The organism is Catellatospora sp. NPDC049111 (assembly GCF_040648615.1).
Classification (GTDB): domain Bacteria; phylum Actinomycetota; class Actinomycetes; order Mycobacteriales; family Micromonosporaceae; genus Catellatospora; species Catellatospora aurea.
In genome coordinates this window covers 103,074-123,840 of sequence record NZ_JBEZEB010000024.1, presented here as the reverse complement: position 1 = coordinate 123,840, position 20,767 = coordinate 103,074, and the positions used below count along the sequence as shown (strand labels likewise).

25 protein-coding genes and 1 pseudogene are annotated in these 20,767 nt (G+C 73.2%); 15 read left to right on the top strand and 11 right to left on the bottom strand.

Annotated features, from left to right (window positions below):
• Positions 1-378 (top strand): transposase (locus AB0B66_RS27870; RefSeq protein ID WP_360535464.1); only part of this gene is annotated, 378 nt, incomplete at its 5' end.
• Positions 379-394: 16 nt separating this feature from the next.
• Here the strand turns inward: AB0B66_RS27870 and AB0B66_RS27865 are convergent.
• The gene (locus tag AB0B66_RS27865) at positions 395-622 is read right to left on the bottom strand and encodes a hypothetical protein (RefSeq protein WP_360535462.1); all 228 of its coding nucleotides are present in this window, start codon (positions 620-622) and stop codon (positions 395-397) included.
• A gap of 516 nt (positions 623-1,138) precedes the next feature.
• Between AB0B66_RS27865 and AB0B66_RS27860 the strand changes: the two genes are divergently transcribed.
• The gene (locus AB0B66_RS27860; protein WP_360535461.1) at positions 1,139-1,699 is read left to right on the top strand and encodes a GNAT family N-acetyltransferase; all 561 of its coding nucleotides are present in this window, start codon (positions 1,139-1,141) and stop codon (positions 1,697-1,699) included.
• A 56-nt stretch (positions 1,700-1,755) separates the two neighbouring features.
• Complete coding sequence (locus tag AB0B66_RS27855; RefSeq protein ID WP_360535460.1) at positions 1,756-2,469, top strand: DUF4240 domain-containing protein; 714 nt, start codon at positions 1,756-1,758, stop codon at positions 2,467-2,469.
• 26 nt (positions 2,470-2,495) lie between these two features.
• Here AB0B66_RS27855 and AB0B66_RS27850 read toward each other — a convergent pair whose 3' ends face one another.
• Both AB0B66_RS27850 and AB0B66_RS27845 read right to left on the bottom strand, forming a co-directional pair.
• Positions 2,496-4,982, bottom strand: a complete 2,487-nt coding sequence (locus AB0B66_RS27850; RefSeq protein WP_360535459.1) for a DUF4132 domain-containing protein — start codon at positions 4,980-4,982, stop codon at positions 2,496-2,498.
• A complete protein-coding gene (locus AB0B66_RS27845) occupies positions 4,982-5,374 on the bottom strand; it encodes a hypothetical protein (RefSeq protein ID WP_360535457.1) in 393 nt (130 codons plus the stop codon). Before AB0B66_RS27845 ends, AB0B66_RS27850 begins: the two co-directional genes overlap by 1 nt.
• Positions 5,375-5,500: 126 nt before the next feature.
• Here AB0B66_RS27845 and AB0B66_RS27840 point away from each other — a divergent pair, with 126 nt between their 5' ends.
• Both AB0B66_RS27840 and AB0B66_RS27835 read left to right on the top strand, forming a co-directional pair.
• Positions 5,501-6,190 carry a YoaK family protein gene (locus tag AB0B66_RS27840; RefSeq protein ID WP_360535455.1) on the top strand — a complete coding sequence of 230 codons (690 nt, stop codon included), beginning with the start codon at positions 5,501-5,503 and terminating at the stop codon, positions 6,188-6,190.
• Positions 6,191-6,275: 85 nt separating this feature from the next.
• Positions 6,276-7,169, top strand: coding sequence for an arginase family protein (locus tag AB0B66_RS27835; protein ID WP_360535453.1), 894 nt, complete (start codon positions 6,276-6,278; stop codon positions 7,167-7,169).
• Position 7,170: 1 nt separating this feature from the next.
• On the opposite strand, the gene AB0B66_RS27830 is transcribed toward AB0B66_RS27835, so the two are convergent.
• Positions 7,171-8,649 carry an SDR family oxidoreductase gene (locus tag AB0B66_RS27830; protein WP_360535451.1) on the bottom strand — a complete coding sequence of 493 codons (1,479 nt, stop codon included), beginning with the start codon at positions 8,647-8,649 and terminating at the stop codon, positions 7,171-7,173.
• A 148-nt stretch (positions 8,650-8,797) separates the two neighbouring features.
• Between AB0B66_RS27830 and AB0B66_RS27825 the strand changes: the two genes are divergently transcribed.
• Together AB0B66_RS27825 and AB0B66_RS27820 are read left to right on the top strand one after the other, a co-directional pair.
• The gene (locus tag AB0B66_RS27825) at positions 8,798-9,058 is read left to right on the top strand and encodes a hexameric tyrosine-coordinated heme protein (protein WP_360535449.1); all 261 of its coding nucleotides are present in this window, start codon (positions 8,798-8,800) and stop codon (positions 9,056-9,058) included.
• A gap of 25 nt (positions 9,059-9,083) precedes the next feature.
• On the top strand, positions 9,084-9,386 hold the full coding sequence (locus tag AB0B66_RS27820) for an antibiotic biosynthesis monooxygenase (protein WP_360535447.1): 303 nt from the start codon (positions 9,084-9,086) through the stop codon (positions 9,384-9,386).
• A gap of 121 nt (positions 9,387-9,507) precedes the next feature.
• Here the strand turns inward: AB0B66_RS27820 and AB0B66_RS27815 are convergent, their stop codons facing one another.
• Positions 9,508-10,149: a response regulator transcription factor gene (locus AB0B66_RS27815; protein ID WP_360535445.1), complete on the bottom strand. Its 642-nt coding sequence runs from the start codon at positions 10,147-10,149 to the stop codon at positions 9,508-9,510.
• A 5-nt stretch (positions 10,150-10,154) separates the two neighbouring features.
• Complete coding sequence (locus AB0B66_RS27810; protein WP_360535443.1) at positions 10,155-11,414, bottom strand: sensor domain-containing protein; 1,260 nt, start codon at positions 11,412-11,414, stop codon at positions 10,155-10,157.
• Positions 11,415-11,549: 135 nt separating this feature from the next.
• On the opposite strand from AB0B66_RS27810, the gene AB0B66_RS27805 reads away from it, so the two are divergent.
• Positions 11,550-12,899, top strand: coding sequence for a methyltransferase (locus tag AB0B66_RS27805; protein WP_360535441.1), 1,350 nt, complete (start codon positions 11,550-11,552; stop codon positions 12,897-12,899).
• Between the two features lie 6 nt (positions 12,900-12,905).
• On the opposite strand, the gene AB0B66_RS27800 is transcribed toward AB0B66_RS27805, so the two are convergent.
• Positions 12,906-13,550, bottom strand: a complete 645-nt coding sequence (locus tag AB0B66_RS27800; protein ID WP_360535439.1) for a nitroreductase family protein — start codon at positions 13,548-13,550, stop codon at positions 12,906-12,908.
• Positions 13,551-13,667: 117 nt separating this feature from the next.
• On the opposite strand from AB0B66_RS27800, the gene AB0B66_RS27795 reads away from it, so the two are divergent.
• The gene (locus AB0B66_RS27795) at positions 13,668-14,147 is read left to right on the top strand and encodes a nucleoside deaminase (RefSeq protein WP_360535437.1); all 480 of its coding nucleotides are present in this window, start codon (positions 13,668-13,670) and stop codon (positions 14,145-14,147) included.
• Between the two features lie 54 nt (positions 14,148-14,201).
• Here AB0B66_RS27795 and AB0B66_RS27790 read toward each other — a convergent pair whose 3' ends face one another.
• A complete protein-coding gene (locus tag AB0B66_RS27790; protein WP_360535436.1) occupies positions 14,202-15,623 on the bottom strand; it encodes a glutathionylspermidine synthase family protein in 1,422 nt (473 codons plus the stop codon).
• A 3-nt stretch (positions 15,624-15,626) separates the two neighbouring features.
• Entirely contained in the window at positions 15,627-16,190 is a 564-nt protein-coding gene (locus AB0B66_RS27785; protein WP_360535434.1) for a hypothetical protein, read from the bottom strand.
• 84 nt (positions 16,191-16,274) lie between these two features.
• On the opposite strand from AB0B66_RS27785, the gene AB0B66_RS27780 reads away from it, so the two are divergent.
• The 4 genes and pseudogenes from AB0B66_RS27780 (at position 16,275) to AB0B66_RS27765 (ending at position 18,440) form a co-directional block, all read left to right on the top strand.
• Positions 16,275-16,709 (top strand): NUDIX domain-containing protein, encoded by a 435-nt coding sequence (locus AB0B66_RS27780; protein ID WP_360535432.1) that lies wholly within the window; start codon positions 16,275-16,277, stop codon positions 16,707-16,709.
• Positions 16,706-16,834 (top strand): annotated as a pseudogene (locus AB0B66_RS27775) (histidine phosphatase family protein); the annotation flags it as partial. The gene AB0B66_RS27780 and the pseudogene AB0B66_RS27775, both read left to right, overlap by 4 nt.
• A 65-nt stretch (positions 16,835-16,899) precedes the next feature.
• Positions 16,900-17,301, top strand: coding sequence for a histidine phosphatase family protein (locus AB0B66_RS27770; protein ID WP_360535430.1), 402 nt, complete (start codon positions 16,900-16,902; stop codon positions 17,299-17,301).
• A gap of 137 nt (positions 17,302-17,438) precedes the next feature.
• The gene (locus AB0B66_RS27765) at positions 17,439-18,440 is read left to right on the top strand and encodes a helix-turn-helix domain-containing protein (RefSeq protein ID WP_360535428.1); all 1,002 of its coding nucleotides are present in this window, start codon (positions 17,439-17,441) and stop codon (positions 18,438-18,440) included.
• Positions 18,441-18,447: 7 nt separating this feature from the next.
• Here AB0B66_RS27765 and AB0B66_RS27760 read toward each other — a convergent pair whose 3' ends face one another.
• Entirely contained in the window at positions 18,448-19,410 is a 963-nt protein-coding gene (locus AB0B66_RS27760; protein ID WP_360535426.1) for a hypothetical protein, read from the bottom strand.
• A gap of 3 nt (positions 19,411-19,413) precedes the next feature.
• Between AB0B66_RS27760 and AB0B66_RS27755 the strand changes: the two genes are divergently transcribed.
• On the top strand, positions 19,414-19,755 hold the full coding sequence (locus AB0B66_RS27755; protein WP_360535424.1) for a hypothetical protein: 342 nt from the start codon (positions 19,414-19,416) through the stop codon (positions 19,753-19,755).
• On the opposite strand, the gene AB0B66_RS27750 is transcribed toward AB0B66_RS27755, so the two are convergent.
• On the bottom strand, positions 19,736-19,873 hold the full coding sequence (locus AB0B66_RS27750; protein ID WP_360535422.1) for a hypothetical protein: 138 nt from the start codon (positions 19,871-19,873) through the stop codon (positions 19,736-19,738). The genes AB0B66_RS27755 and AB0B66_RS27750 overlap by 20 nt on opposite strands.
• A gap of 125 nt (positions 19,874-19,998) precedes the next feature.
• On the opposite strand from AB0B66_RS27750, the gene AB0B66_RS27745 reads away from it, so the two are divergent.
• Positions 19,999-20,766, top strand: coding sequence for a hypothetical protein (locus tag AB0B66_RS27745; RefSeq protein WP_360535420.1), 768 nt, complete (start codon positions 19,999-20,001; stop codon positions 20,764-20,766).
• Position 20,767 lies beyond the last annotated feature (1 nt).

Genomic DNA, 20,767 nt, shown 5'->3' with positions numbered 1-20,767 from the left:
CAGCAGTGGCGCGGCGGCCAGCTGACCCCGGTCGACCGCTGGTACCCGTCGACCAAGACCTGCGCCCCATGCCGGACCGTCGCCCCCGCGATGCCCCTGGACCAGCGCACGTTCGTCTGCGCCGCGTGCGGGTATCAGGCCGACCGGGACCTCAATGCCGCGGTCAACCTCGCCATATGGGCCGAGCAGCACCACGCCCAGATCCGGGACCTCCACGCAGGGGGCCCGGTCACCAAAGCCCGCCGAGGGGAAGGCCCTGGCCCGCGCACACGCGCAGGCGAAACCAGCCCCGATGACGCGGGAACCGCACCCACCCCATCGCGGGTGAGGAGCGGACGCCCGAGAAGGGCGCTGTCTCACAACTCCACCGAGTTATGAAACAGGCCGTAGCCGCTCACGCCTCCGGGGCGGGCCGCCGTCCACCGCGCCACTTGGCCAGGTACGGCAGCGCGAACAGGTAGAGGCCGCTGAGCAGGAGCAAGGCGAGCGGGAGCAGCGGCACGTAGGAGACCCAGACGATCGGCTCCTGCTGGGCCAGGGCGACGAACGTGGCGATGACGCTCACGGTGAAGATGATGGACAGCCAGCGGTGAACCTGGCGGATCCCTTTGTTCCAGTTCATGGCGACCTCCTGAGCAGGACGGGGACCCGGGGACCCTCGCGACGTGCGGTAGGGGCACGCTATTCGCGGCCACCCCGCCGACGCTTCTCGATTCCTGACCGATTCGGCGCGGACGCCGTCGCGGACGTCTCAGACGGGGCGCGGGGCACACCAAGATCATCGGACTTGCCCGGCACCTGTGCATATCTTGAGCCCGCTTTCGCCCACGTGCCCGGCAAGTCGGGCGATCTTGGTCACTCGGTGGGCGTTCCGAGGGAGGGCCGGGCGCGTTGGGTGGAGATCGCTGTTGTCGGTCACACTCCGCGGTCAGACCCCGCATCGTGACCGGAAACGGCGATCTTCATCCAACCAGTGCCGCACCGCTCGGCCACCAGGTTGGGAAGGGCACCTTCTACAACGCATGGCGATGTGAAGGTGCCCTTCCTTCGCCTCAGGCGGATCGGCTTCGGCATGGCTGGTGCAGCCGCCGTGGAATACCGCGTGCCGTGCGGCGGGCGGTCGCTCATCATCGTCCTCGTGAGTGATCCAGACGAACTTCGGGTGAGGTCGACCGCGCGGCTGGCTCTGCGGGTGCCGGAGCAGGCCGACCTGGAGCGGGTGTTCAGCCTCTACGCGGACCCGCTGGTCTGGGGTCCGGACCCGCTGTCGCGGCACGACGACCCGGCGCAGACCGAGCGAATGATCGGGAACTGGCGGGCGGCCTGGGACCGCGACGGCCTCAGCATGTGGACGGCCTGGGCCGGCGACGAGTTCGTGGGGATCGGCGGCTGCTTCGTCCGGTACGGCGTCGCCTGGAACCTCGGCTTCCGGCTGCGCCCGCTGTACTGGGGACACGGGTACGCCCAGGAGGTCAGCGCGGCCGCGATCCATGCCGCCGGCGGGCTTCGCCCCGAGCTTGCCGTCACCGCGTACCTGCTCGAAGGCAACGACCGGTCGTCCCGTGCCGTCGAGCGGACCGGCCTGCGCCACATCTGGCGCGGCCCTGACGCGGGCAATCCCGACACCGCCGCGATCCGGCTGCTCTACAGCGACCGGCTGCTGCCGCCAGAGACCCTCCGCGCGCTCACCGAACGCTGACCCGCGCGCCGAGGCGCTGGCCGGACCGTCGGAGCACCGTGCGATAGTCCCGCGTCATGGACACCGCAGACTTCTGGTCCCTGATCGAACGCTCCGCTGCCGCGACCGACAACCCCGTTGATCGGCTGGACTGGCTGACCGAAGAACTGAGCCGGCTGCCGGTCGACGAGATCATCGACTTCGACGTACGCCTCGACGAGCAGCGCGAGCGGGCCGACACCTGGCTCATGTGGGCGGCCGCGCTGCAGATCTGCGACGGGCTGTGCTCCGACGACGGCTTCTGGTACTTCCAGCTGTGGCTGGTCGGGCTCGGGCGGCAGGCGTTCGACCTCGTCGCCGCCGACCCGGACGCGCTCGCGACGGTGCCCGCGGTCCAGGCCCTGGTCACCGCCGACATAGGCGAGCGGACCGCGCGGTGGGCCGACGGCGCGTGGCCCAGCCTGGAGGGCCTCGACGACGTCGCTGCGCAGGCCTACCGCCGGGTCACCGGGTGTGCCGACGACGACGAGGGTTTCTTCGAGCTGGCCGAGGATCGCGGGCACGGCGGCGGGTCGTCGCCGGACCCCGCCGACGTGGACTGGGACCACGAGGACCACGCCGAGTGCGTCCGCCGGCTGCCCCGGGTGAGCGCGATGTTCCCGCTGTCGGCGCGGTCGGTGCGGGAGGAACGCAGCCGGCAGGCCATGGCGGAGCTACTGGCCGAGAGCGGGCAGACCGAGGACGAGTTCTTCGCCGAGGTGTTCGGCGCCCGGCCGGATCAGGGGAGCTGACCCGGCCGGGCGTCACGTGCTCGCGCTCAGGTGCGGATCTGGCGGGTGATCGTCGGGTCGGTGATGGCGGTGTCGCGGGCGAGCAGCATCGCCTTGCTGAGGATGACCGCGAGCACCCGGTCGCCGTCGAAGGGCAGGAACACCCCGCCTGCACCCACCGCGGTGCTCCGGTCGGGCACTATGCACAGGTACTGGTCGTTCGGGCTCATCAGGATGTTGCCCGAGCCCAGGTGGATGCGGTACGTACGCAGGTCGCCGCGGACGACCAGGAAGCGGTCCTCGACCGTGGCCCGGTCGGCGATGGCCAGCCGGGGCACGATCCTGGTCAGCAGGTCGCGGCGGGTCTGCGCGGTGCCGGACAGGTCGCCGAAGCTGTAGGAGTTCCAGTACTCCTGGAAGCGCCCCTGCGGGCCGCCGTCCTGCCAGGTCGGGTCGTTGCCGACGCTGGCGACGCCGACGAACAGGTCCACGTCGCGCATGACCTCGCTGAACACCAGCGGCGGGATCCCGCTCAGCGGCAGCCCTTCGGCGGGCCGGTCCACGCCGTAGCTGTAGCCGCCGCCGGAGGCGTGTGCGGTGTGCTCGGGCGCGCCGAGGGCGTAGAAGCGCACCTGGTCGGTGGCCAGCCGCAGGTACGCCCCACTGTCGGTGACGTCGTCGAGATAGCTGTCGCCGTCACCGACGCCCTCCACCCAGTACTCGGCACGCAGGCCCCACTCGGGCAGGTCCCGGGTCGTCGGCGGGTAGTCGTCGTCGACCATCAGCCGCAGCCTGTCCCGCCAGCCCCGGGCCGCCGCGAGGGCGTGGAACTGGTGCTGGCGCAGGACGTGCGCGGCGTACCGGTTCGAGTAGGTGGCGGTGCGCTCCTCCGCGGCGGTGAGCACGTACACCTCCCGGTGGGCCTGCTTGAACGGCTGCACCACCAGGTCGCGTTCCAGGCGCTCGCGCCAGGCCGGCACCTCCTCGACCGGGCGGCCGATCGGATGCCACAGCCGCACCTGCGCGTCCGGGGCCGCGTCCACCGGCGCGCCGTGCAAGGTCGTCAGTCCCTGACCTGACCAGGCGCAGGGCTGCTCGCCGACGGTCCAGATCACGCGGCGCGCGATCGTGCCCAGCAGCGGGTGGTCGAGGTAGCGCTCCCGCCACGTGCCGAACTTCCAGACCCGCTGCGTGAGGAACTGCCGGTCCAGGCGGTCGGCCTGCGCGGAGAGCATCTTCTCCAGGTCCTTGACCGCCGCTTTCAGCTCGTTGAAGGCCTCGGCGTGATCGCGGCGCACGGCGGCGGGCGGCGACTTCACGGGCCGCCCTGCGGCGTTGAACCATGCGGTCCGCACCCCGTCGGCGCCGACGGTCGTCTCGGCGCGCACGTCGCCGAAGTCGTCGACGCGGCGGCCGACCTCGGTCAGCCCGTACGCGGGCACGGCCAGCTCCTCCACCTCGTCGCGGGTCAGGCCCAGCGCCGCCGCCCGCGTGTCGAGGGCGGCGGTCAGCTCCTTGAGCGTGCCCTTGTAGGTGACCCGGGTGGCCAGCCGCGCGAGCTGCGCCAGCGCGGCCTCGGAGGCGTTTCGCGCGAGCATCTGCACCGCCGTGTTGGCGGTCTTCGGGTTGCGCGGGCCGAGCCCGGCCGCCTTGCGCAGCGAGGTCTCCACCAGCGCGCCGAGCAGCCGCGCGGTGTCGTCGTGCGCGGGCAGCAGGCCGACCAGCCAGATCAGGCCGCGCAGCGTCGTGCTGTTGTAGGAGTCGAAGGCCTCGTTGACGTCGGGTTCATACCCGCGGCGGATGAGCCGCTGCGTGCGCGGCCGTCCGACCAGCGACAACCACCCCGCCAGCACGGTACGGGCGGCCTCGTCGCCGACCGCGGCCAGCAGTTGCCGACCGGCCCGTTCGAACTTCGCGGACGGCTTCGAGCCGGTGGCGGTGCCCGCGTGGGTGACCAGGGCGAGCCAGGGCGCGCCCAGGCCGGGCAGGTCGGCCAGGACCCGGTCCGCCCAGGCCTCACCCGGGTTGAGCAGCGGCGCGTCGATCTCGGCCAGCGCGTCGGCGAGCTCCCGCAAGCTGTGGTAACTCATCTGGCCGGTGCGGCGCAGGGTCGCCACGTACGGGACCGGCACCGGCCGGCCCAGCTGCACCAGGCGGCGGGCCCAGGTCAGGTGGCCCGCATCGTGGGTGGTCCAGCGGGTGCCCGCGATGTGCAGGGACAGTTCGATCCGGTCGTCCAGCTCGGGCCGCCACAGCAGCCGCATCAGGCGGGTGACGAGTTCGTACAGGTGCTCGTTCACGGCCGGCCGGGGCTCGGCGCGCATGCGCTCGATCAGGGCGAGCAGCAGTTCCTTGTGGGCCTGCACGCCCATCGGCTGCAGCACCTCCTCCGCCGAAGGGTTGGCGAAGCCCCAGGCCCCGTTGTTCACCTCGGCCAGCTCGACGAGCCGGGCCACGATCTCGTCCAGGCCGCCGCCGTCGACGGCCGCCTGCAGCGCGGCGACCTGGGCCGGGTACTCAGCCAGGCTCGTCATCAGCCACCCACCAGCGGCACGAGCTTCAAGAACGTGACCTCGACCGCGCGGTGCACCGGCACCGCCGCGTCGATGTCCTCGACCTGCCGGTCGTCGACGAGGACCACGAACCCGTTGCGGGAGAACGCCTCCACCGCCCGGCTGAACTGCTCCTCGGCGTCGACCTGCCGGTGCTTGCCCATCCGGAACCCGTCACGCGTGGGCTCGGTGCCGCCGGGCTGCACCAGGCCGCGGAAGTGGTCGCCGCCGGCCGCGTTGTGCTCCGCGACCTCCTGGAACACCCGCCGCCGGATGATCTCGCGGAGCGTCAGCAGCTCCTCGGACATCTCCAGCTGCCACGCCGTGCCGCGGTCGCCCGCGGTCGTCTCGTCGACAAAGGTCACCATCGCCATGGCCGCGCAGTCTAGGGGCTCGCGCCGACATCCACGGCGCACCGGCGACGGGGCTGCCCATTCCCGACACGTGCGGGGCGGTGACCCGGAAACATCGTGGGCAGGGTGCGGCGGAAGGGGGCGGCGATGACGGAACCAGGCGGCGTCCCGTACCGGACGTCGCGGTCGCTGCGCCTGATCGTGCTGCTCACGATGGCCGCCGGGTTCCTCGACGCGTACACCTTCCTCGGCCGCGGCGGGGTGTTCGCCACCGCGCAGACCGGCAACGTCGTGCTGCTCGGGGTGCAGGCGGCGCAGGCGCAGTGGGGCGACGCGCTGCGGCACCTGCCGCCGATCGTCGCGTTCGTGATCGGGGTGTGGACGGCGGAGACGATCCGGCTGCCCCGGGTCGCGGCGGTGCTGCGCTGGCCGGTGCGCGCCGCACTCGGGCTGGAGATCCTGGTGCTGGTCCTGGTCGGACTGATGCCGTCGGGCGGCTCCGACGAACTGGTGGCCGTCATGATCGCCTTTGTGGCGTCCGTGCAGATCACGTCGTTCGGGCTGATCGGCCGGTGGACGTTCAACACCACGGTCACCACCACCAATCTGCGCAACGCCGCCCAGGCCGTGTACGGCGCGGTGGCGCGCCACGACCGCGACGCGGCCGCGCAGGCCCGCAGCCTGTGGCCCGCCATCGGCTCGTTCGCGGCGGGCGCGCTGCTCGGCGGCCTGGTCACCGCGAGGGTCGGAGATCGCGCGGTATGGGTGGCGGTCGTGCTGCTGCTCGCCGGCCTGGCCCTGTTCCTGGCCGACGACCGCCGCCGCGGCCGGTCGTGAGGACGACCGCCGTTCGGCGGCTGCCCGGCCCCCACCGGCGGCGTGCCTGCTTGCCGGTGCCGCCGGCGGCGGTGAGACTCGACCCGTGATCACGGTGGTGGGTGTGCCGATCGACTGTGTCGGCGTGCCCGAGGCGGGCGACCCGCCGTTCGGGACCGAGCTCGCGCCGGGCGTGCTGCGCGAGGCGGGCCTCGTCGCGGCGGTGGGCGGCCGCGACGGCGGGGACCTGCCGGTGCGCCTGGTCGGCCGGGTCCGCGACGACCGCACCGGCGTGCTCGCCTGGCCCTCGGTGCGCGCCATGACCGACGTGGTACGCCGCCACGTGCACCAACTGGTCACGGCCGGCCACCTGCCGCTGGTGGTCGGCGGCTGCTGCACGCTGCTGCCCGCCGCGCTGGCCGGGGCGCGCGACGCGCTGGGCGGCACCGGCCTGGCCTACCTCGACGGGCACCTGGACCTCTACGACGGGCGCACCTCCCCCACCGGCGAGCCGGCCGACATGCCGATCTCCGTGGTCACCGGGCACGGCCCGGTGGACTGGGTGGACCTGGTCGGCGGCCCGCTGGTCGCGCCGGACCGGCTGCGGCTGCTCGGGCCGCGCGACCGCGCCGAGGCGGTCGAGTACGGCTCGGTGCTGCCTGAGCAGCTCGGCTACCTGTCCGAGTCCACGCCCGCCGACCTGCAGAGCGTCGGCATGGCCGCGGCCGGTGCGGCGGCTCGCGACGCGCTGGCCAGGGGCGGGCCGTACTGGCTTCACCTGGACGTCGACGTGCTCGATCAGGACGCCTTTCCCGCCACGGACTACCTGATGACGGGCGGGCTGCGGCTGGCCGAGCTGCGGGAGTTGATGCGGCCGCTGACCGCGTCCGACGCCCTGGCCGGGATCTCGGTCGGCTGCTACAACGCCGCGAAGGACCCCGACGGATCGTGCGCGACCGCGCTGGTCGACCTGTTCGCCGACCTGCTGGCGGGCAGGTGAATCAGACGCGTTCGGCGGCGCGGGCGATGTTGCGGGCCATGTCGGCGAAGACCAGCGAGTGCAGCGGCGCGGTGGTCCGCCAGTAGAGGTGCCCGGCCAGGCCGCGGGGCGCGAACACGCTGCGCTGCTCGTACCGGCTGCCCCGGGGGTCGTCGCAGACCCGCATCTCCAGCCAGGCGCGGCCCGGCAGCCGCATCTCGGCCCGCAGTCGCAACAGCCGTCCCGGCTCGACCTCTTCGACCCGCCAGAAGTCCACCGTCTCGCCGGCCCGCAGCGCGGCGGGGTCGCGGCGGCCGCGGCGCAGGCCGATCCCGCCGAACGCCTGGTCGAGCAGCCCGCGGGCGGTCCAGGCCAGGTCGGAGGAGTACCAGCCGTTGTCGCCGCCGACTCCGGAGACGACCTCCCACAGCGCCGAAGGCGGGGCTTTCACCCGCTCGGTGTGCTCGTCGACGTAGAGGTCGCCGCCGGACCAGTCCGGGTCGGTGGGCAGCGGCTCGGCCGGGGCCCGCGTCCACGACGCCGTCGACCAGTGGGTCTCCACCTCGGCGTCGCGGATGCGCAGCAGCGCCAGCCGGACCGCCTCGTCGAAAGGCTTCAACCCGCCCGTCGGGTCGGTGACGTACTTGACGATGTCGTGCTCGTGGCAGACCGCCTCGTGGACCAGGCTCTCCACCAGCGGGGTCGCGATCGCGCCGGGCACCGGCGTCACCAGGCCCACCCACAGCGACGACAGCCACGGCGACAGGGTGCGCACCGGCACGACGACCCGGCGGTTGAGCCCGGCCACCCGGGCGTAGCGGCTCATCATCTCCCGGTACGTGAGCACGTCCGGGCCGCCGATGTCGAAGGAGCGGTTCACGTCGCCGGGCACGCTCGCCCAGCCGACCAGGTAGTGCAGCACGTCGCGGACCGCGATGGGCTGGATGCGGTTGCCGACCCAGCGCGGCGTCACCATCACCGGCAGCCGCTCGGTCAGGTGCCGCAGCATCTCGAACGACGCCGAGCCGGAGCCGATGATCACGGCGGCCCGCAGCGTCACGGTGGGCACGCCCGAGGTGGTGAGGATCCGGGCGACCTCGTCCCGTGAGCGCAGGTGCGCCGACGCCCCGTCGGCCCGGTCCGGGGCGGGACCGCCGAGGTAGACGATGCGGCGTACGCCCTCCTGCCGGGCCGCGTCGGCGAAGGTCTGCGCGGCCCGCCGGTCGATGTCCTCGAACCCGGGCGAGCCGAGCGAGTGGACCAGGTAGTACGCCACCTCGACGCCGCGCAGCGCCCGCCGGGTCGAGGCGTGGTCCAGGACGTCCGCCTCGACGATCTCGGCCTGCGCGGCCCACGGCACGTCACGCAGCCGCACCGCCGACCGGGTCAGGCAGCGCACCCGGTGCCCCGCCTCGATGAGCCGCGGGGCGAGCCGTCCGCCGATGTACCCGGTCGCCCCGGTGACCAGCACCCGCCGGCCGCTCCCGGCCCGCCCGACCATACGCCCAGCGTAGGGCGATCACGGCGGTGCGCAGGGCGGTTCGGCTCGGCCGGGCACGATCGTGCGCGATACGGAGTAATCGGCTATATCGGACCGCCGATCTCGATACTCTCGCGTGGACGACGTGGCCGAGAGAGGTGTGGGGCGGATGAACCGTGTGCCGGACGAAGGTCTCGTGCTCGTGCCGGGCGGCAGCCTGATCACGGCGACGCCCGAGGAGGGCCGCGCCCTCGCCCTCATGATCGCCCGGCACACCGTCCACAACATCCAGCCCGACCTGGACGTCCTCAAGGGCGGCCGGCCCAACTACGCCACGACGCCGGAGAGCATCATCGCCGCCGCGCACGTCGTCGCGATCGAGTTCGCGACGATCGCCGCGGCCAACGGCTACTGGCGGCCCGGCAACTGACCACTCCCCCGCGACAGGAGCCCACATGGCCACGATCGGCCTCATCGCGACACTGCACGCCGCCCCCGGCATGGAGGACGAGGTCGCCTCGTTCCTCACCGACGGACTGCCCCTGGTCCAGGCCGAGAAGGGCACCGTGGCGTGGTTCGCCTACCGGATCGACGCCTCGACGTTCGGCCTGCTCGACGCGTTCACCGACGAGACCGCGCTGCAGGCCCACCTCGACGGCGACCTCGCCGGCGCCCTGATGGGCCGCGCCGGTGAACTGCTCAGCAAGCCACCGGAGATCCGCAAGGTCCAACTCCTCGCCGCGAAACTCCCCGCCTGAGGCCCGCACGCCGTATGGCTCGCTGCAGTTGCCAGGAAACTGTGCGAATCCGGGCAGGCTTTCGTGCAGCTTCCCCGAACTTGCAGGCCGCCGCCCGATGATGCGGCGGGTGGGGTCGGGATCAGGAGCGCAGGTAGGCCAGGACGGCAAGGACGCGGCGGTGCTGGTCGGCGTCGGGGGCCAGGTCGAGTTTGGCGAAGATGTTGCCGATGTGCTTCTCGACCGCGCCGTCGCCGATGACCAGGGCCCGGCCGATGGCGGTGTTGGAGTAGCCCTGCGCCATCAGTTCGAGGACCTCGCGCTCGCGGGGAGTCAGGGTCTGCACCGGGTCCCTCCTGCCGCGCAGCATCAACTGGGCGATGACCTGCGGGTCGAGCACGGTCGCGCCGGAGCCGACCCGGTCCAGCGCGTCCAGGAAGCCGTCGACGTCGACGACGGCATCCTTGAGCAGGTAGCCGACGCCGCCCCGGCCGTCGGCGAGCAGCTCGTCGGCGTACGCCAGCTCGACGTACTGCGACAGCACCAGCACCCGGGTGCCCGGCGCGGACCGCCGGGCCTGCACCGCGGCGCGCAGGCCCTCGTCGGTGTGGCTGGGCGGCATGCGCACGTCGACCACCGCGACATCGGGCGCGTGCGCGGCGACGGCCTCGACCAGGGCCGGCCCGTCCCCCACCGCGGCGGCGACCTCGTGACCTGCCTCGATCAGCAGCCGGACGATGCCCTCGCGCAGCAGCACGCTGTCCTCGGCGACGACGACGCGCATCCGTCTCACGCCACCGGGACGGTCGACGGGGCCTGCGCGACCAGGATCGTCGGGCCGCCCGCCGGGGAGTCCACGGCGAACTCGCCGTCCACCGCGCGCAGCCGGTCGGCCAGCCCGGCCAGGCCGTGGCCCTTGGCCAGGTGCGCGCCGCCCACGCCGTCGTCGGTCACCATCAGGTACACGCGACCATCCTGCTCGGTGACCTCGATGCGGGCGGCGGCGGCCCCGCTGTGCTTGGCGATGTTGGACAGCGCCTCGGCGGCGGCGAAGTACAGGGCGTTCTCCGTCGCCGCGGGCAGCCGGTCCGCGACGGCCAGGTCCAGCGTCACCGGCACCGTCGAGCGCTCGGCGAGCGAGGTCAGCGCGGCGGCCAGGCCACGGTCGGCCAGGATCGGCGGCGCGATGCCCCGCGACAGCGCCCGCAGCTCGTCGAGGGTCTCCTTGGCCTGCCCGAGCGCGTCCTCGATGGTGTGGCCGGCGGCGTCCGGGTCGTCGGCGAGCTGGCGGCGGGCCCGGGACAGCTCCATGGCCAGCCGGATCAGCCGCTGCTGCGGGCCGTCGTGGATGTCGCGCTCCAGCTTGCGCAGCGCCACCGCCTCCGCCGACACCGCCGCCGCGCGGCCCTCGGCCAGGTCGTCGATGCGGCCCTGCAACTGGGCGAGCCGGGTCAGCAGCATCGAGGCGAACCCGGCGTGCAGCGCCGCCACGCCGCGCTGCACCGCGTACACGGTGAGCAGGGCGAACACGCCGACGAAGGTGTTGAACAGGGTGCGGGTGGCTTCGGTGTCCGAGCCGAGCAGCTTCTCGATGACGATGTTCTGGCCGTCCTCCTCCGGCACGAAGCGGCCCCAGATCCAGTACGTCAGGCCGCCGAGCGCCATCGCCCACCAGGTCACCGTGAACACGAACGCGATGATCGCCACGGGGAGGTTGAGGATGCCGTGGAGCAGGTCGAGCCAACTCTGGCCCTGGCGCAGCGGGTTGGTCAGGCGGCGGATCCAGCCGGCGCCCTCGGGTGCGGGCTGGTAGCGGGGGCGGGGCACCGGGCGGCCGTACAGCTTCTGCAGGCGCAGCCGCTCGATGTCGGCGAACCCGCGCGCGACCACCAGCGCGGCGCCGAGCACGGCGACCCCGATGAAGAAGGTCACCAGCGTGCCGACACCCGCGGCGAACAGGCTGATGCACAGCGCGAACGAGGCGACCGCGAGCGGCAGGCCGAGCAGGTTGTACGCGGCGTCGTGCCCGAGGCGGCGAAGGATCGTCATGCCGCATGACGTTATGCGCCCGGCCGGCCCGTTCCCATCCCGCTGCCCGCCGAGGTGGCGGTAGGGACAACCCCACCGTCCGCACCCGGCCGAAACCCGCACGACATCGGACCGCGTTGCGGACATCATGGGGCGATGGGTGTGGATCAGGTCGAGGTGCTGTTCATCGGTGGTCGCTCGGGCGTGGGCAAGTCGACCGTCGCCGCGGAGGTGTGCGCACAGCTGGAGGCGGCCGGGATCGCCCACGTGCAGCTGGAGGGCGACTTCCTTGGGCAGGTCTTCCCGCCGCCGCCCGGCGACCCCGACCGGTCCCGGATAGTGCTGGACAACCTGGCCGCGCTGTGGCGCAACTTCGCGGCGCTCGGCTACCGGCGGCTGGTCTACACCAACACCGTGAGCGTGCTGTACGCCGACGGCCTGGCCGAGGCGCTGGACGCGCCGGTGAAGATCGCCCGGGTGCTGCTCACCGCCTCGGACGCCGTCGCCAACGAACGGCTGGCCACACGTGAGCTGGGCAGCGGGCTGGACGTGCACGTCGCCCGCAGCGCCCGCGCCGCCGCGCGGCTGGACCGGGACGCCCCGGCCGACGTGGTGCGGATCGGCACCGACGGCCGGTCGGTGGTCGACATCGCCGCCGACGTGGTCGCCGCGACCGGCTGGTCGGCTCTGAGCAGCGGCGACGGCCTCGACCGGGAGGTGGTGCGGCCGAAGCGCAGGATGTCGTTCGACGGGGACGCGAGCGGCTATCAGCGGGGCCGGCCGCCGTACCCGGATGCGGTGTTCGAGCTGCTGACCGGACGCTGCGGGCTGCGGCCGGGTGCGCGGGTCCTGGAGATCGGCGCGGGCACCGGGCTGGCCACCGGGCCGCTGCTGGCAGCCGGGGCGCACGTCACGGCGGTCGAGCCGGGCGGGAACCTCGCCCGGGTCCTGACCGCCGTCCACGGCGGCGACCGGCTGGAGGTCGCCGTCGCCGACTTCGAGACCGCCGAACTGCCCGGCGGGTACGACCTGGCGGTGGCGGCCATGGCACTGCACTGGCTGGACCCGGCCACCTCGACCGAGAAGATCGGCGGGCTGGTCCGGCCGGGCGGGTGGCTGGCCGCCTGGTGGACCGAGTTCGGCGACCGCGACCGGCCGACCGAGTTCCGCGACCGGCTCGACGAGGTGTACCGCGACCTGCTGCCCGCCGAGCCGGGCTACCTGCAGGGCCGGTCGCACGTGCTCGACACCGACCGCTGGCGGCGGCAGCTGAGCGCCGGAGGCTGGTTCGGCGACGTCGAGGTCGAGGTCGTCTCGTGGCAGCAGACGCTGACCCCGGCCACGGCACGCGACCTGTGGTCGACGTTCCCGAACATCGCCGAACTCGCCCCGGACGACCGCGAGAGCTTCCTGTCCCGGCTCGCCGCGATCATCGACGACCTGGGCGGGCAGGTCGACGACCCGCGCCTGACGGTCGTGTACACCGCGGCCCGCACCGGCGGGTGACCGCCGCTACGCGGCGTGCACGCCCCACTGTCCGCGGTGGATGACGTCGGCGGTGCCGCGGCGGCGGTCGGCGACGTTCGCGCCCTGGGCCGGGGTGTCCGGGGCGCGGTAGCCGATGCAGATGCCGCCGATCGGCACGTACTCGGCGGGGATGCCGAACTCGGCGCGCAGCGCGTCGGTGTGCTTCGGGACCTCGGTGACCGCGTCGAAGTCGGGGCCCTGCTGCGGCATGATGCCGAAGAAGCAGGCGCTGAGCCCTTCGTCCACGGCGGACAGCAGCATCATCAGCGAGGCCATCCCGGTGTCGATGTGCCAGTAGGGCACCGGCCAGCGGGCTTCGGCCTGGTCCTCCCAGCCCTTGTCGGGCTGGGCGTAGCGGGCGAGGTAGGCGGCCTTGTGGGCCAACGGGATCACCACGAGCGGGGCGAGCCGCATGGTCGGGGTCTGCGCCATCCTGGTCGGCACGAAGGGCCAGAAACGGGCCCGGTCGGCCGCTTCGGTCAGCGCCAGGAACGCCCAGCCCTGCGAGAACCCGGCCGACGGCGCGCGCAGCGCGCTGGCGAGGATGCGCTCGACGGTCTCGGGGGCGATGGGCCGGTCCGTGTAGTGGCGGACCATCCGCCGGCGACGGATCACGTCTTTGAATTCCATGGGCCGGATTGTGCCACGCGACCTGCGGCGTCGTCCGTACCATGATCACCGGGAAGGTTGCGGGGCCGGCGCGTCGGTAGGCTGCTGCGCGATGACGTCGAGCAGTCGGGAGTGGTCGTGGTTGACGAGACGGATCTGATGTTCCTGCGGCGCTGCGTCGAGCTGGCGGAGCTGGCGCTGACGGTCGGCGACGAGCCGTTCGGGTCGGTGCTGGTCGACGAAGACGGCGAGGTGCTGTTCGAGGACCACAACCACGTCGCCTCGGGCGACGAGACCCGGCACCCGGAGTTCGAGATCGCCCGGTGGGCCGCCGAGCACCTGACCCCGGCGCAGCGGGCCGCCGCGACCGTGTACACCTCCGGGGAGCACTGCCCGATGTGCGCGGCGGCGCACGCCTGGGTCGGGCTGGGGCGCATCGTGTACGCCGCCTCATCCGCGCAGCTGACCGCGTGGCGGCAGGAGATGGGCCTGGCCCAGGGACCGGTGCTGCCGCTGCCGATTCAGCAGGTCGCGCCGGGCGTACCGGTCGACGGCCCGGCCCCCGAACTCGCCGACACGGTCCGCGAGCTGCACCGACGGCAGCACAAAGCCGCTTGAGAGTTTGGAAGGGCACCTTCTACAACGCGGAGCGTTGTGAAGGTGCCCTTCCTTTCAGCGGTGGGAGGCGATGGTGTGGGGGACGAAGGAGGCGGTGTTGCGGGTGATGAGGCCCGCGGTGCCGGTGCCTTCGCGGATGCCCATGCCGGCCGGTTCGCCGTCGATCATCCAGACGCCGAGGACCGGGTGGTACGGGCCGCCGGGGCCGTCGAAGGTGGGCAGCTCGGCGAGGCCCTGGACGATCATGCCGGTGTCGCCGTAGTCGCCGCCGGTGGCCGCCAGGACGGTGCCGTCGCGGACGAGTTCGACGTTCGCGCCCTCGCGGGACCAGATCGGCTTGCGGGCGTAGCTGGTCAGGTCGGCGGGGCGCTGGTCGGCGAAGTAGGCCGGGAGCAGCAGGTCGCGGTGCACCGGGTCGTCGCCGTACAGCTCCCACAGGACCGGGAGCAGGGCCTTGTTGGACCAGAGGGCTGCGGTCCACGGGGGTTCGATCCAGACGGTGCCGCGTTTGGTGGGGTCGGCCATGTTGGCGAAGATGGGGCGGCCGCCCTCCTCGTGCCACAGCCACTCCCACGGGTACAGCAGGAAGATGATGTCGATCGGCGTCGCGGGCGCGCCCTTGCTGGGCTCGTACACGATGCGGCCGTCGGCCATGTCGACGCCGATCTGCGCCACCTCGATCAGCTCGACCGGGTAGCCGGCCTGCCGGGCCGTCTCGGCGAGGTAGCCGGCGTTCATGGCGTCCTCACCGGAGGCCTCGGTGCCGTCGTAGGCGAAGTACACCGTCGGGCGCTGCGGCAGCCAGGGGCGGGCGGCGACGAGTTCGCCGAGGTTGCGCCGCCAGGCCTCGATGAGGCGTTCGTGCATGCTGGTCCACTGCCGGTCGAAGTGGTGGGTGTGGCCGGTGTCCTCCAGCCACCGCCACTGCACCACCGCCGCCTCCAGCAGCGACGTCGGCGTCTGCGCGTTGTACTCCAGCAGCTTCGGGGTGGTGCCGCGGCCGCCGTACCAGATGTCGAAGCGGCCGTAGACGCTCGGTGAGAAGTCGGGGCTCTGCCGGGTGTGCGCGTGCGTGCCGAACAGGTCCTTGTCGCCGTGCGCCCAGGTCTGCGGGCTGTTGTCGTACCAGGTGCGGATGACCTGCTCGTGCACGTACTCGGGCACCCCGGCGCGGCTGAGCAGGCAGGTGGCCGGGGTGCACACCGAGGTCAGGTAGGCCTCGCGGCGCACCTGCGGGTCGGCGCGCGGGCAGCGCTCGACGATGTGGTCCCCGGCGGCCACGCACATGCGGTGCAGGGTCGCGGCGGACTGCTCCAGCAGCAGGATCTCGTCGAGGTCGAAGTCGTAGAACGGGCCCTCGCGCCAGTACGACATGGCGGAGCCGTCCTCGGACACGGTGTCGTTGAACACCAGGCCCAGCGAGCGGTTGGTCTCCGCCCAGCCGGGCCTGGGGGTGGCGTGGTCGACGCGGCGCACCGCTCAGCTGCCCACGGTGGTGCCGGAGCCGGTGCCGCCGACGATGCCGGAGCGCACGGTGCTGCCGTTGGTGACCCGCGACGGCAGGCCCCACTGGCCGCGGGTCGCGGTGTCGCCGGCGCTGAACATGTCGCCGCCGGTGGGCACCCGGTCGCCGATGCGCAGGGTGCGCGGGTACGCGGTGGAGTAGGCGAGGTAGTAGGGCCAGTCGGTGCCGTACGCCTGGTCGCCGTCGCACTGGATCGGGTCGACGACGACCTCGTACTCGTCGACGCAGTAGAAGACGTAGACGTCGTCGTAGACGGGCTGCACGACGACCGGCGCGGCGGTGGTGCGGGCCGGCGACGGCTTGGCGGCCGGGCTCAGCGTGGTCACCGGCGTCGGCGACGGCACGACCACCGGCTGGGGCACGTACGACGGCTGCTGGTAGTCGATCGCGCTCGGCTGGTACACCGGGTCGTCCGGGGCGCTCGACCCGAACCCGCAGGCGACCGAGCCGCCCGCCAGTCCCAGGAACGCCGCGCCCAGTGCCACGCTGCGCGATCTCAGCCGTACGCCGTCCGCCATGTCTGCTCTCCCCGTGTGCCGGATGTGGGCCATCACTGTGACAGGGGCCCGCAAGCCGATCAAGGGTGATCTAGGGTGGGCCGAATGGACGACAACCCTGTACAGCTGGCCGTGGTGATGCTCGTGAACCGGGCGGGCGAGCTGCTGCTGCAGTTGCGCGACGAGCACGCCCCGAACTTCCCGAACATGTGGGCGCTGCCGGGCGGGCACATCGAGCCGGGCGAGACGCCGGAGCAGGCCGCGCCGCGCGAGCTGATGGAGGAGGCGTCGCTGCGCCCCGACGCCCCGCTGCGGCTGTTCCTGGTGCAGCCGGTGCCCGAGCACCGCCGGGTGAAGCACTACTTCTACGGGATGACCTCGGCGGTGCAGGACGACGTGGTGCTCGGCGAGGGTGCGGCTATGGTGTTCACCCCGGCCGAGCAGGTGTTCGAGGGGCGCGAGTTCACCCCGGGCACGGCCCTGGCGATCACCGAGTTCCTGGCCTCCGCCGAGTACGCCGCGCTGCGGGAGCGAGCATGACGGGTAACCGGCTGCTGTACCTGGTCCGCCACGGCGAGGCGGACGCGCTCGGCGAGCTGACCGAGGCCGGGCTGGAGCAGGCCCGGCTGACCGGCGAGCGGCTGGCGTCGGTGCCGTTCGCGTCGGTGCAGCACAGCCCGGTGCGGCGGGCCGCGCACACGGCCGCGCTGATCACCGCGCACCTGCCGGGGTGCCGGTCGAGCAGTCCCCGCTGGCCGGCGACTACGTGCCGTACCTGCCGCCCGACGACGAGCTGCCCGCCTTCGCCAAGGGTTTCCTGGACGGCTACTCCCCCGCCGAGATCGCCGAAGGCGCGGCGCTGATCGAGGCCGCGCAGGCGCGCTACACCGCGATCGCCGAGACCGACACGCACGAGCTGGTGGTGACGCACAACTTCCTGATCGGCTGGCTGGTGCGGCATGCCCTGGACGCCCCGCCCGCCCGCTGGATCGGCATCAACCAGGCCAACTGCGGGATCACGGTGCTGCTCTACCGGGCCGGGCGGCCGCCGTCGCTGGTGTCGTTCAACGACCTCGCGCACCTGCCCGAACGCCTGCGCTGGAACGGATTCCCGCCGGCGCTGCACGTCTGATCACGGACGTGGGGCTGGTGCTCGATCCAGGGCAGCCATTACCCTCCGGAGCGGACAAGCTGCAGTAGGAGAGGGGCGGCGGCATGGACCGGACTCTGCGCGGACCCGGCCGGATCTGACGGGTCTGGCGGATCGTCGTGTACCGCATCCATTTCACCGCGCGCGACCTCATGCAGACGCGGATCGTCACGGCCCCGGACCCGCTGTGGGAGATCACGCTCAGCTCCCACCTGCTGGGTCGGCGCAACGAGGATCCGCTGCTGCTGGGTTGGCACCGGGCCGCGCAGCAGTCGCTGCGGGCCGGCTCCGGCCTGCGCGAGCGCGCCGGCCTGTTCCTCGGCGTCAACCTGTCGCACGGCGACTTCCCGGACTTCCTCACCCCACGCACGCGCGACGGCGGTGTCGACGACGGGCTGGAGGCCGTCGGCAGCACCTGCCGGCGCCAGCTGCGCCGCGACGTGGCGGTCGTCGCCGCCGGCCGCGGAACGCTGCCCGCCGCCGCCAAGGACCTCGGCGCGGGTCGCGCGGCGGCGCTGCGCGAGCTGACCGCCGGCATGCGGGAGTACTTCGAGGCCGTGGTCCAGCCGCAGTGGAGCTGGGTGACCGCCTCCTTCGCCGCCGACCACGCCGCGCGCAGCCGTGCCGTCGCCGCCGGGGGTCTGGGCGCGCTGCTCAACTCGCTGCACCCGTCGGTGAGTTTCGAGGACGGCGTGCTGCGGATCGCGGACTACCCGCGGGACCGGCACCTGCACCTGGGCGGCCGCGGGCTGGTGCTGGTGCCGTCCTTCTTCAAGCGGGCCACCCGGCCGATCACGCTGATCGACGACGACCTGCCGCCGGTGCTGGTGTACCAGGTGGACCGCGGCACCGGCCTGGTCGCGGCCCGGCAGCACGCGGCGCTGTCGGCGCTGGTCGGCCGCACCCGGGCGGCGATCCTCGAACTGTGCGCGGAGGGCGGCTCGACCAGCTCCATCGCCGCGCGGCTGAAGCAGTCGCCGAGCACCGCCAGCGAGCACCTGGCCGTGCTGCGCCAGGCCGGGCTGGTATACAGCGAGCGGCGACGCAGCAGCGTCGAGCACCGGCTCGCGCCGCTCGGCATGGCGCTGCTGGAGGGCCAGCCCAGCAGTCCCGACCAGTGACGGGAGCCTAGGCCGGGCGTGGCCGGGCGAACAGGAGCGCCAGCAGCACCGGGAACTCCAGGTACGCGTGGTAGCTGGCCAGGGCCTGGTAGAGGGTGCGGCCCTGGCCGTAGTCGACCAGGAACAGCGCGCCGAGCACGAGCGCCGCGGCCGCGCCCAGCGCCCACGGCCGCCACCCGGCCAGCCACGGCACGCGCTGCTCGAACTCCGCCGCGGCGTCGGGGGCGAACCGGGGCAGGAAGCCCAGCCACACCACGTAGTGCATGGCCTGCAGGAACGCGAACACGGCGAGGAAACGTAGCCCGGCGGTGAGGCCGGGCGGGCTGACCGGGGCGGCGATCGACTCCGGGGTGCCCGCGAACGCCACGACGGCGGCCGAGCCGTCGGCCAGCAGCGGGTCGAACACCCCGGCCAGCAGCAGCGCGGGCACCAGCAGCACCCAGCCGAGCTGGGCGGCGCGGAACAGCGTGCGCTCGCGCCCGGCCAGCCGCCGCGACCACTCCCACAGGAAGAACAGCGGCACCACGTTGTGCAGGTGGGCCAGCACCACGAAGTGGTACGCGGGCCAGGTCAGCGACACCGCCGCCGCCCCGGCCAGGCCGAGTCCCGCCGGGACGAGCCACCGGCGCGGCACCGCGTGCCACACCCCGGCGGCCAGCACGCCGTAGCAGAGCACGATCTCGGGGATGCGCAGTCCCAGCACGCGGCAGAACACGATCGCGGTGACCAGCGCCAGCGCCGTCCACAGCAGCCGTCCGGTGAGGATGTGCGCGAACCGGCCCGCGACGTAGCGCAGCTCCAGCACGTTGTGCAGCACCCCGAACGCGATCAGCCCGAGGACCGTGGTCGCCAGCGGGGCGCGCAGCGCGGCGGCCAGCGCCACCGCCGCGCAGGCGGCGAACCCGAGCGCGAGGCCGGCCGCGCGCGGCGGCGCGGGGGTGCGCGGGGCGGGCAGGGTGGCTACCGTCATGCGATGCTCCGATACCCGGCCGCGCTCGCGCTGACGCTGGCCGTCGAGATCCCCGTGTACGCGGCCGCGCTGCGCTGGGGCTGGGCGGTGTCCTGGCGGCGGGCGGCGCTGTGCGCGCTGGGCGTGAACCTGGCGACGCATCCGCTGCTGTGGTGGCTGCTCGCGCCGTGGACCGGGCTTTCCGCGTACCCCCTGGTCGTGGTCTTCGCGGAGGTCGTGGTGTGCGGCGCGGAGGCGATGCTGCTGGCCTGGTGGCTGCGGCGGCGTGACCTGCTGCTGGCGGTGCTCGCGGTCGCCGCGAACGCCGCGTCGGTGCTCGCCGGGCTCATTTACGCGAGCGCTTGACCAGCACGACGACGAGGACGACCGCGGCCGCGGCGAACAGCAGGCAGACGCAGACCGCGGCCAGGCCGAGGCCCGCGTAATCGGGCTGGGGGGCGACGTCGGCGAGAATTGCTGGCATCGGTCCAGTATCGCGATCACGGCGAGGGAGTCCACCGGCCGAACGTGGCGTCCACGATGGCCGGTCGCCGCGACATCCCCAGCGGGCCGCCCCGCGTACGGGTGGATCATGTGGTCAGATGAGCCATGGGAGACGGCTGGCACGAGGTGGCGGGCGACGAGGCGGACTGGCTGGCGCAGCTGCGGCCAGACGGTGAGCTGACCGGCTACGACCCCGGCGGGCGGCCCGACGCGGCCTGGATCCTGCACGCGATGTACGAGTGGGAGTCCGGCGCGACCCGCACCACCCACCAGGACCTGCGCCGCAGCCTGCTGGACGCGCACCTGGTCGAGCCGGAGCTGATCGGCGGGATCAACCTCGACGAGTGGGGTGTCGTCGACACCGGCGGGGCGATCGGGCGCTCGCAGCACCCTGGGCCGGGCTGGCGGCGGCTGCGCTGGGCGGAGCTGGCCGGGCGCACCGACGAGCCGGTGGTCCCGCCCGGCAGCCCGCCGGACTTCCGCAGCCTGCCCGGATCCCATCCGGACGGCAGCTGGCCCGCCAGCATCGAACCGCCCGGCGAGGGCTCGCTGGACCGCGAGGGCTGGTCTCGCCTGGTCGACCTGCTGACGGCCTGGTCCGGTCCGGACACCCCGTGTTTCGCGTACATCGCCCGCGGCGCGGCGCCCGACGAGCAGGCGCACGTGCTGGCCGGGCCGCTCGGCGAGGCCAAGGCGCTCTACGACGACGAGCGCGGCAGCGGCTCCCCGGCGAACCTGTGGCCCGCCGACCGCTCCTGGGTGACCTGGTCGGACTGGGACCTGTGGGGCACCAAGGTCGCCGGCCCACCGGACCTGATCGAGACGATCCTCACCGAACCCGACCTGGAGGCCCTCCGCCTGCCCTGGTGCTGAC

What these genes read in the sequence shown, in the direction of transcription:
- AB0B66_RS27760 (WP_360535426.1), bottom strand. Translation starts at nt 19,410, where the DNA reads ATGACGGTAGCCACCCTGCCCGCCCCGCGCACCCCCGCGCCGCCGCGC.
- AB0B66_RS27800 (WP_360535439.1), bottom strand. Translation starts at nt 13,550, where the DNA reads ATGGAATTCAAAGACGTGATCCGTCGCCGGCGGATGGTCCGCCACTAC.
- AB0B66_RS27745 (WP_360535420.1), top strand. Translation starts at nt 19,999, where the DNA reads ATGGGAGACGGCTGGCACGAGGTGGCGGGCGACGAGGCGGACTGGCTG.
- AB0B66_RS27810 (WP_360535443.1), bottom strand. Translation starts at nt 11,414, where the DNA reads ATGACGATCCTTCGCCGCCTCGGGCACGACGCCGCGTACAACCTGCTC.
- AB0B66_RS27825 (WP_360535449.1), top strand. Translation starts at nt 8,798, where the DNA reads ATGAACCGTGTGCCGGACGAAGGTCTCGTGCTCGTGCCGGGCGGCAGC.
- AB0B66_RS27755 (WP_360535424.1), top strand. Translation starts at nt 19,414, where the DNA reads ATGCTCCGATACCCGGCCGCGCTCGCGCTGACGCTGGCCGTCGAGATC.
- AB0B66_RS27840 (WP_360535455.1), top strand. Translation starts at nt 5,501, where the DNA reads ATGACGGAACCAGGCGGCGTCCCGTACCGGACGTCGCGGTCGCTGCGC.
- AB0B66_RS27820 (WP_360535447.1), top strand. Translation starts at nt 9,084, where the DNA reads ATGGCCACGATCGGCCTCATCGCGACACTGCACGCCGCCCCCGGCATG.
- AB0B66_RS27815 (WP_360535445.1), bottom strand. Translation starts at nt 10,149, where the DNA reads ATGCGCGTCGTCGTCGCCGAGGACAGCGTGCTGCTGCGCGAGGGCATC.
- AB0B66_RS27855 (WP_360535460.1), top strand. Translation starts at nt 1,756, where the DNA reads ATGGACACCGCAGACTTCTGGTCCCTGATCGAACGCTCCGCTGCCGCG.
- AB0B66_RS27850 (WP_360535459.1), bottom strand. Translation starts at nt 4,982, where the DNA reads ATGACGAGCCTGGCTGAGTACCCGGCCCAGGTCGCCGCGCTGCAGGCG.
- AB0B66_RS27780 (WP_360535432.1), top strand. Translation starts at nt 16,275, where the DNA reads ATGGACGACAACCCTGTACAGCTGGCCGTGGTGATGCTCGTGAACCGG.
- AB0B66_RS27845 (WP_360535457.1), bottom strand. Translation starts at nt 5,374, where the DNA reads ATGGCGATGGTGACCTTTGTCGACGAGACGACCGCGGGCGACCGCGGC.
- AB0B66_RS27805 (WP_360535441.1), top strand. Translation starts at nt 11,550, where the DNA reads ATGGGTGTGGATCAGGTCGAGGTGCTGTTCATCGGTGGTCGCTCGGGC.
- AB0B66_RS27750 (WP_360535422.1), bottom strand. Translation starts at nt 19,873, where the DNA reads ATGCCAGCAATTCTCGCCGACGTCGCCCCCCAGCCCGATTACGCGGGC.
- AB0B66_RS27785 (WP_360535434.1), bottom strand. Translation starts at nt 16,190, where the DNA reads ATGGCGGACGGCGTACGGCTGAGATCGCGCAGCGTGGCACTGGGCGCG.
- AB0B66_RS27830 (WP_360535451.1), bottom strand. Translation starts at nt 8,649, where the DNA reads ATGGTCGGGCGGGCCGGGAGCGGCCGGCGGGTGCTGGTCACCGGGGCG.
- AB0B66_RS27865 (WP_360535462.1), bottom strand. Translation starts at nt 622, where the DNA reads ATGAACTGGAACAAAGGGATCCGCCAGGTTCACCGCTGGCTGTCCATC.